This is a genomic window from Nocardioides segetis (genome assembly GCF_051390595.1).
GTDB lineage: Bacteria > Actinomycetota > Actinomycetes > Propionibacteriales > Nocardioidaceae > Nocardioides.
Window position 1 is genome coordinate 120,638 of the sequence record NZ_JBNINR010000014.1, and the last position, 8,277, is coordinate 128,914.

Sequence of the window (8,277 nt, forward strand, 5' to 3'; positions counted from 1 at the left end):
TCAGAGGTGAGTGCTCGACACCAGGTGGCCGTGCACGATCGAGCGGTCCTCGCTGGTGGTCAGGTCCGCGCAGGTCACCAGGGTGATCAGCGCCCGCTTCGGGGTCGCCCCGGGGCGACCGGGGACGGGGCGGATCACGCTGGTGTCGGCGGCCGGGACCTCGATGTCGGTGCCGCCGTTGTCGAGCACGTAGGTGAACAGGTGCGTGCGGGTCTCGACGGTGACCTCGTCGCCCGCCCGGAGTGAGGGGAAGTCGGCGAAGGGCTGTCCGCGGGTCACCCGGTGACCGGCGACGGCGAAGTTGCCGATCTGGCCGGGCCGCGCGGTGTCGGAGAAGTGACCCACGCCGGAGGCCAGATCCTCCTCGGACACCCCGCGGATGATCGGCACCTCGAAGTCGGCGCCGAAGCGCGGGACCCGGAGCACGGCGAACCCCTCGCCGAGGCGCAGCGGATCGTTGGTCGCGTCGCCCTCGCGATCGCTCCAGCCGTCCTCGAGGGCGCCCACGACCGTGCGCTGCCGATGCTCGGCGGCGACATTGGTGCCCCACAGCTGCCAGCCGAGCCAACCGAGGAGGGCGACGATGAGCAGGCTGAGGAGGGCGGAGAGCAGCCGTGCGGGCGTCCGCCGGGAGGTGCTGGTGAGCGCGGTCATGGGTCTCGTGGTGGAGTTGGTTGGAAATGGCGAAACCCGGCGGGCGGCGTCGTGGGACGCCGCCCGCCGGGGTCTCGGTCTCAGCGGGCTACTTGACGACCTTGACCTTGACGGTCTTGGTCGCGCCGGTGACGTTGGCGTCGCCGGCGTAGGTGACGGTCAGCTTGTTCTTGCCGGCCTTCTTGAACTTCTTCAGCTTGATCGTGGCCGTGCCGTTGGCGACGGTACCGGTGCCGACGGTCTTGCCCTTGAGGGTGACGGTCACGGCGCCGGTCGCGCCGGTCGGCGCGGCGACGTTGACGGTCAGCTTCGGGGCCTTCTTCTTGGCCTTGACCTTCTTGGGCGTGACCTTCGCCGACGCGATCGACGAGGTTGCCTTGCTCACCGTGACGCTGGTGGTGCCGGTGCTGTCGAGGAAGTACTGCGCGACGCCGCCGTTGACGCCCCACGCCTCGGGGAAGCGCACGGTCAGGTTGTGGGTGCCGGCCGCGAGGGTCGCCGGCAGCTTGACCGAGCCGCTGCCGTTGGCGACGGTGCCGCGCGCCAGCACGGTGCCGTTCTCGAGGACCTCGACCGGGCCGGTGGCGCCGCCCGTGACGTTGACGGCGACCGTCGAGGAGGTGCCGTACGCCGCCGGCGTGGTGCTGGCGGTGAGGGTCGTCGCGGTGGGCTCCACGATCGGAACGGGGTTGGCAAGGAGGGTGTCGTCGGCCTGGTCGATCACGCAGGTCATGTCGGTCTGGACGTTCTGGTAGTCGGGCACGCCGCTGCCGTCGTCGAGCCAGCCGCCCTTGATCAGTGCGTCGGCGGTGAACTGCTGCGGCATGTGGAGCGTGATGTCCTTGCCTGCGCCGTCCGCCGGGATCTCGATCGCGCGCACCATGCCCGAGGTGGGGATGACCCACGGCTCGGGAGGGGTCCAGACGTCGTCGGCGGCGACCGGGATCGGCGCGTCCTTCACGCTGAGTCCGTCGATCGGGACCCAGGTGGGCGCGGCGCCGTCGATCGACAGGCCGAGGGTGGAGTCGTCGGAGGAGCCGTCGACCGCGTTCGCGACGTGGGTGAGCACCTTGTTGGCCAGCCACAGGTTGTTGGACATGTGCAGCGTGATCGTGGTGGGCGTGGCGGCCAGCGTCTGCCCGGCGTAGGCCACCGACGGGATCGTCGACTGGGCCTGGACCTCGATCGGGTGATGGCCCATGCTCTGCGACTGGCCGTCGAGGGTGACGATCGGCTCGCAGTCGTAGGTGAACGTCTTGTCGATCGTGATGACGTCGTTCGCGGCCTGGGCCGGCGCGGCGCCGAAGGACACGACGGCGAGCGCGGCCGAGGCGAGTCCGCCCGCGGTGAGCGCCGCGAGCCGGCGGGGTGAAGCGATAAACATCAATGTTCCTCTCGGGGGTATAAACGCTGCTGTTTCTCGGCAGTCTTGCAGGTCGCCCAGCGGTGAAGCAAGGAAATCGCGGCACGTGTAAACGTCAGTTGCACCCGGCGTCCGAGATCCACCGGAAACTGGGACGAAAGTCCCGGGCGGCGTTTCGGCTCTACGATCGGACAATGGAGTCCGACCCGCTGCCCACCGGGAGACACGGTCTGACGCCCGAGGAGGTCCGCGAGGACCAGCGTCGCCGGCTGCTCTCGGCGACGGCGCTGTGCATGGCGGACAAGGGATACGCCGCGACGTCGGTGGCCGACGTCATCAAGCGGGCGGGGGTCTCCCGCAAGACGTTCTACGAGATCTTCGCGGACAAGGCCGACGCGTTCTCCGCGGCGTACGAGGTCGGGGTGGCCTCGCTGATGAAGGACGTCTCCGCGGCGATCGAGCCCGACGGCAGCTGGCACGACCGACTGGTGTGGGGCCTGACCGCGCTGGCCGAGTCGGTCGCGCGCAGCCCGGCTTTCGCCACCATCTGCATCATGGAGGTCTGGGCGGCCGGCGACGCGGCCCGGCGCCGTCACTTCGAGGTGGTGGCCGGGTTCCGGACCTTCCTCGACGAGCTCGCCGAGGAGGTCAGCGAGCCGCTCTTCAGCGGCATCGTGGGAGCGCTGTCCACCATGCTCTACCACGAGATCGAGGAGGGCCGCCTCGAGCACCTCACCGAAATCGTGCCCGACATGGTGGCGGTCGTCGCCCCGCCGCTCGAGGCGATCCGCGCGCGGACCAACGCCCAGGACTGAGCGGGCAGACCAGGGGCACGCGTCAGGCGCGACGCGGCGATCCGCTCCTGGTTTCCTTTCGGTGGGCTCATCCCCGCTGGCGCGGGCGCACGGTCCCCGCAAGGGTGACAACATCCTGGGCTTCGGCTCACCCCCGCTGGCGCGGGGCGGACGCCGCGGTGCGCAGCGAGGCGAACATCCCACCCGGCTCACCCCCGCTGGCGCGGGGCGGACCGAGACGGCGACGTCACCAACCTGACCGAGGCGGGCTCACCCCCGCTAGCGCGGGGCGGACCTCGGGACGATCACCCGCGGCGTGCGGAGCAGGGGCTCATCCCCGCTGGCGCGGGACGGACGCATTCAGCAGGGACCATCCGGCGTCGGCGCCAGGCTCATCCCCGCTGGCGCGGGGCGGACTATCGGCTCGGGACGCTCGACTATGCCCCGCTGGGCTCATCCCCGCTGGCGCGGGGCGGACGTCCCGTGACGCTGGGGGAGGGCGCGAGGCCCGGGCTCATCCCCGCTGGCGCGGGGCGGACTGGGACGCCGAGCGGTTCACGGTCGGCGAGGAGGGCTCATCCCCGCTGGCGCGGGGCGGACGCGTCGGTCGACCTCGTGCCGCTCGGTGGCGCGGGCTCATCCCCGCTGGCGCGGGGCGGACCGGATCGCGAAGCACGCCGCGATCGTCGCCGCCGGCTCATCCCCGCTGGCGCGGGGCGGACGTCTCCGGCAAGTTCGCGCGGGTCCAGATCCTGGGCTCATCCCCGCTGGCGCGGGGCGGACGCTGGGTCATGATGACTGCTCTCTCGAAAGTGGGGCTCATCCCCGCTGGCGCGGGGCGGACCTGGTCAAGAGCGCGGTCGACGTCGAGAAGCAGGGCTCATCCCCGCTGGCGCGGGGCGGACAGTCCAACCAGGCGCTCAAGGATCTCTACTCGGGGCTCATCCCCGCTGGCGCGGGGCGGACCCCAGACGGCCTACCGCGTCGACTCGGGCCAGGGGCTCATCCCCGCTGGCGCGGGGCGGACAAGATCGAGCTCGCCCGCGCCGACTGCGAGGCGGGCTCATCCCCGCTGGCGCGGGGCGGACGACCGCGACTCTCCAGGCTCTTGACCCACGCCGGCTCATCCCCGCTGGCGCGGGGCGGACCACACTCGCGCCTGGCACCAGGCCCGGGCCGAGGGCTCATCCCCGCTGGCGCGGGGCGGACGGCGGCGGCCACCCCGTCGGCGAGGACATTACGGGCTAATCCCCGCTGGCGCGGGGCGGACCGCCGCTGCCCGGTGCTGATCCGCGGCAAGAACGGCTCATCCCCGCTGGCGCGGGGCGGACCCGGGCTCGACGCGAAGGTGCTGATCACGAAGGGGCTCATCCCCGCTGGCGCGGGGCGGACCTAGCGGGACGCGATGCAAACTTCTAGAGAACGGGCTCATCCCCGCTGGCGCGGGGCGGACGACTGGCCGGTCCACCTGATCTGCGTCGCGCCGGGCTCATCCCCGCTGGCGCGGGGCGGACGCGATTCGTCGGCTTGCTGCGACTGGTCGCCCGGGCTCATCCCCGCTGGCGCGGGGCGGACCAGCCTTTGCGTGCCGCGATCTTCCGTGTCCGGGGCTCATCCCCGCTGGCGCGGGGCGGACCTGCACCCCGAGGGGCCGGTGCGCTGCGATGGGGGCTCATCCCCGCTGGCGCGGGGCGGACGCACCCGGAGCCACCGCGACCATCCCCGTTTCGGGCTCATCCCCGCTGGCGCGGGGCGGACGGCCAGCACCCGCTCCGCTCGGGCGCGGAGCAGGGCTCATCCCCGCTGGCGCGGGGCGGACGCCGCACCGGTCACCGCCACCGTGGGGGATGAGGGCTCATCCCCGCTGGCGCGGGGCGGGACGCAGAGGCTCCGCTCTGTGCAGACGCATTGCTGGGCTCATCCCCGCTGGCGCGGGGCGGACCACGGCCAGCACGTCGCCTTCGACACCGCCGCGGGCTCATCCCCGCTGGCGCGGGGCGGACTGCAGGCCGCGCTGGGCGATCAGGGTCTCCGGGGGCTCATCCCCGCTGGCGCGGGGCGGACGCCGACGCACGCCCCGACCCGTTCGCCACCACGGGCTCATCCCCGCTGGCGCGGGGCGGACCCCGGCGGCGCAGCGATGGCAGTTGCCGCAGGGGGCTCATCCCCGCTGGCGCGGGGCGGACGTCGACGCGTTCCTCGACTCCCCAGACGCCGAGGGCTCATCCCCGCTGGCGCGGGGCGGACGGCGACTGGATCATCCGGGGCGTCCAGGGCGAGGGCTCATCCCCGCTGGCGCGGGGCGGACGGTGGCGATCGCGGTGGCTTGTTCGACCCATCGGGCTCATCCCCGCTGGCGCGGGGCGGACTTCGACCTGCTCGGCGCGACCGCGGTCGATGAGGGCTCATCCCCGCTGGCGCGGGGCGGACCGGCCGCTCGGCGTGTCGATGAGGCGGCGCTCGGGCTCATCCCCGCTGGCGCGGGGCGGACAGCGCCTCCCTGATCCGCTGCGGCCGCTTCTTCGGCTCATCCCCGCTGGCGCGGGGCGGACCTGTCCGGCACGGTCGGGTTCTCCCGCGCCCGGGGCTCATCCCCGCTGGCGCGGGGCGGACGTGATGTTCGTGAGGTCCACGACGGCGAGGAAGGGCTCATCCCCGCTGGCGCGGGGCGGACCAACCACTCACCTAGGAGCAACTGATGCCCTCGGGCTCATCCCCGCTGGCGCGGGGCGGACGTCAAGACCGCGGCCGACGAGCTGGGCGGCAAGGGCTCATCCCCGCTGGCGCGGGGCGGACCGGTCCCCGGTCGCGTGGTCGGCGTAGTAGCCGGGCTCATCCCCGCTGGCGCGGGGCGGACGAGCCTGTCGGAAGGCGGGCCAGTGACGTGGGGGCTCATTCCCGCTGGCGCGGGGCGGACGCGTTCCCGGCGAGCTTGACCTGGTCGCGCTTGGGCTCATCCCCGCTGGCGCGGGGCGGACGGCTACACCGACTACTACTTCACCACCGGCAACGGCTCATCCCCGCTGGCGCGGGGCGGACGCTCTGGAGCACGGCGAGGAGACGGTGATCCCGGGCTCATCCCCGCTGGCGCGGGGCGGACCGCGACTCGGGTATCGACCTGCGCGAGTGCCTGGGCTCATCCCCGCTGGCGCGGGGCGGACGCCGCCGGCATCCCGCAGGGCGATCTCGCCAAGGGCTCATCCCCGCTGGCGCGGGGCGGACTGCGCCGCGCTGACCTCGGGGTGCCACCTCGAGGGCTCATCCCCGCTGGCGCGGGGCGGACAGGAGCAGCACGTCGACGCCGACCTGGACCCGGGGCTCATCCCCGCTGGCGCGGGGCGGACTGCGCCGCGCTGACCTCGGGGTGCCACCTCGAGGGCTCATCCCCGCTGGCGCGGGGCGGACAGGAGCAGCACGTCGACGCCGACCTGGACCCGGGGCTCATCCCCGCTGGCGCGGGGCGGACCTCGCAACGCTGGTTACCGATGCTCGAGGACGGGGCTCATCCCCGCTGGCGCGGGGCGGACCACTACGCCCAAGCGATCGCATGGCACCTCGCGGGCTCATCCCCGCTGGCGCGGGGCGGACCCGGCGCGGCAGGCGGCACTCACTACATGTCACGGCTCATCCCCGCTGGCGCGGGGCGGACGACAGGTCCACGGTCTCGACGGCGGTGTTGCTGGGCTCATCCCCGCTGGCGCGGGGCGGACCTCGAATCTTGCCCATCGTTCTCTCCTCTCTCGGGCTCATCCCCGCTGGCGCGGGGCGGACCTCGAGCGGGCGCTGGGCACCGACGGTCAGGTGGGCTCATCCCCGCTGGCGCGGGGCGGACCGCGACCCGTCGCGGAGCCAGCAGACCGTGGCCGGCTCATCCCCGCTGGCGCGGGGCGGACTTCATGGGCGACGGGCCGACTGGCCGTGTGGTGGGCTCATCCCCGCTGGCGCGGGGCGGACGCGACGGTGGCCGGGCCGGACCTCATCGCGGTGGGCTCATCCCCGCTGGCGCGGGGCGGACGCCGGGGTGAACTGGCCCCACTTGGCGTCCTTGGGCTCATCCCCGCTGGCGCGGGGCGGACTCCGCACTGCTGGAGCAGCGAAACGGCCGCTGGGGCTCATCCCCGCTGGCGCGGGGCGGACACGGTCGAGATCGGCACCCCCGGCCCGTGGCAGGGCTCATCCCCGCTGGCGCGGGGCGGACCTGCATGCCAGCCGCAGGCTAGGGGAACAGGGGGGCTCATCCCCGCTGGCGCGGGGCGGACCGTCGCGCCGGGGTTGCCGTGTCGGGTGGCCGGGGCTCATCCCCGCTGGCGCGGGGCGGACCCGCAGCTCGGATTCGGCACGAACGTCGAGGCGGGCTCATCCCCGCTGGCGCGGGGCGGACACCGACGACGCCCGCGACTGGTACCTGAGCCGGGGCTCATCCCCGCTGGCGCGGGGCGGACGCTCATCGCCGAACTCCGGCCCAGGCGTCGCAGGGCTCATCCCCGCTGGCGCGGGGCGGACCAGCGCAAGATCCGCCGCAAGCACCGCGTGACGGGCTCATCCCCGCTGGCGCGGGGCGGACCGGCTCCGCGGCAACCGCCGTGCATGGCGCCGGGGCTCATCCCCGCTGGCGCGGGGCGGACGTCGACGATGACCCGGACGTGCACGCCGTCGCGGGCTCATCCCCGCTGGCGCGGGGCGGACCGCCGGCGGCGGTTGACCTCGGTGATGAACGCCGGCTCATCCCCGCTGGCGCGGGGCGGACTGGGACAACGCCGGCCAGGAGGTCGCGTTCGTGGGCTCATCCCCGCTGGCGCGGGGCGGACCAGGCGGCCGACGCTGAGGTACTCAAGTCGAAGGGCTCATCCCCGCTGGCGCGGGGCGGACTGGCACACGCCGGATGAGGACCCTGATCCTGGGGGCTCATCCCCGCTGGCGCGGGGCGGACCAGGCGACCGCGTCGACGACCTTGGCGAAGGCGGGCTCATCCCCGCTGGCGCGGGGCGGACCCTGTGTCGTCGTCGCGCGAGTCGCTGCCCACGGGCTCATCCCCGCTGGCGCGGGGCGGACATCGCCTGGAGTCCGTCGAGATGGGGCGGCTGGGGCTCATCCCCGCTGGCGCGGGGCGGACTCCACTGCCGACGCCCGGATCACGTACTCCCGGGGCTCATCCCCGCTGGCGCGGGGCGGACAACGACACCGCGGACACCACCGAGGTCGGCGAGGGCTCATCCCCGCTGGCGCGGGGCGGACGTCGCCATCGGTGCGGGCGCGTGGGCGATCGCGGGCTCATCCCCGCTGGCGCGGGGCGGACGAGCCGAACTGGGACGACGGCGAGTTCGTCGCGGGCTCATCCCCGCTGGCGCGGGGCGGACGTGCGGGTCACCTTGATCCCGGGGTAGTAGTAGGGCTCATCCCCGCTGGCGCGGGGCGGACGTGCGGGTCACCTTGATCCCGGGGTAGTAGTAGGGCTCATCCCCGCTG

At 73.9% G+C, this 8,277-nt stretch carries 3 protein-coding genes and 1 CRISPR repeat array; of the genes, 1 reads left to right on the forward strand and 2 read right to left on the reverse strand.

What is annotated here, in order from left to right; all coding sequences use genetic code 11:
* Together ACPZVR_RS20375 and ACPZVR_RS20380 are read right to left on the reverse strand one after the other, a co-directional pair.
* Positions 1–654 carry a class E sortase gene (locus ACPZVR_RS20375; protein WP_436701509.1) on the reverse strand — a complete coding sequence of 218 codons (654 nt, stop codon included), beginning with the start codon at positions 652–654 and terminating at the stop codon, positions 1–3.
* An 88-nt stretch (positions 655–742) separates the two neighbouring features.
* Entirely contained in the window at positions 743–2,038 is a 1,296-nt protein-coding gene (locus ACPZVR_RS20380) for an Ig-like domain-containing protein (protein WP_436701510.1), read from the reverse strand.
* A gap of 173 nt (positions 2,039–2,211) precedes the next feature.
* Here ACPZVR_RS20380 and ACPZVR_RS20385 point away from each other — a divergent pair, with 173 nt between their 5' ends.
* Positions 2,212–2,832 (forward strand): TetR/AcrR family transcriptional regulator, encoded by a 621-nt coding sequence (locus ACPZVR_RS20385; RefSeq protein ID WP_436701511.1) that lies wholly within the window; start codon positions 2,212–2,214, stop codon positions 2,830–2,832.
* A gap of 123 nt (positions 2,833–2,955) precedes the next feature.
* Positions 2,956–8,229: a CRISPR direct-repeat array (repeat unit 29 nt; unit sequence GGGCTCATCCCCGCTGGCGCGGGGCGGAC).
* Positions 8,230–8,277 lie beyond the last annotated feature (48 nt).

What these genes read in the sequence shown, in the direction of transcription:
- ACPZVR_RS20385 (WP_436701511.1), top strand. Translation starts at nt 2,212, where the DNA reads ATGGAGTCCGACCCGCTGCCCACCGGGAGACACGGTCTGACGCCCGAG.
- ACPZVR_RS20380 (WP_436701510.1), bottom strand. Translation starts at nt 2,038, where the DNA reads ATGTTTATCGCTTCACCCCGCCGGCTCGCGGCGCTCACCGCGGGCGGA.
- ACPZVR_RS20375 (WP_436701509.1), bottom strand. Translation starts at nt 654, where the DNA reads ATGACCGCGCTCACCAGCACCTCCCGGCGGACGCCCGCACGGCTGCTC.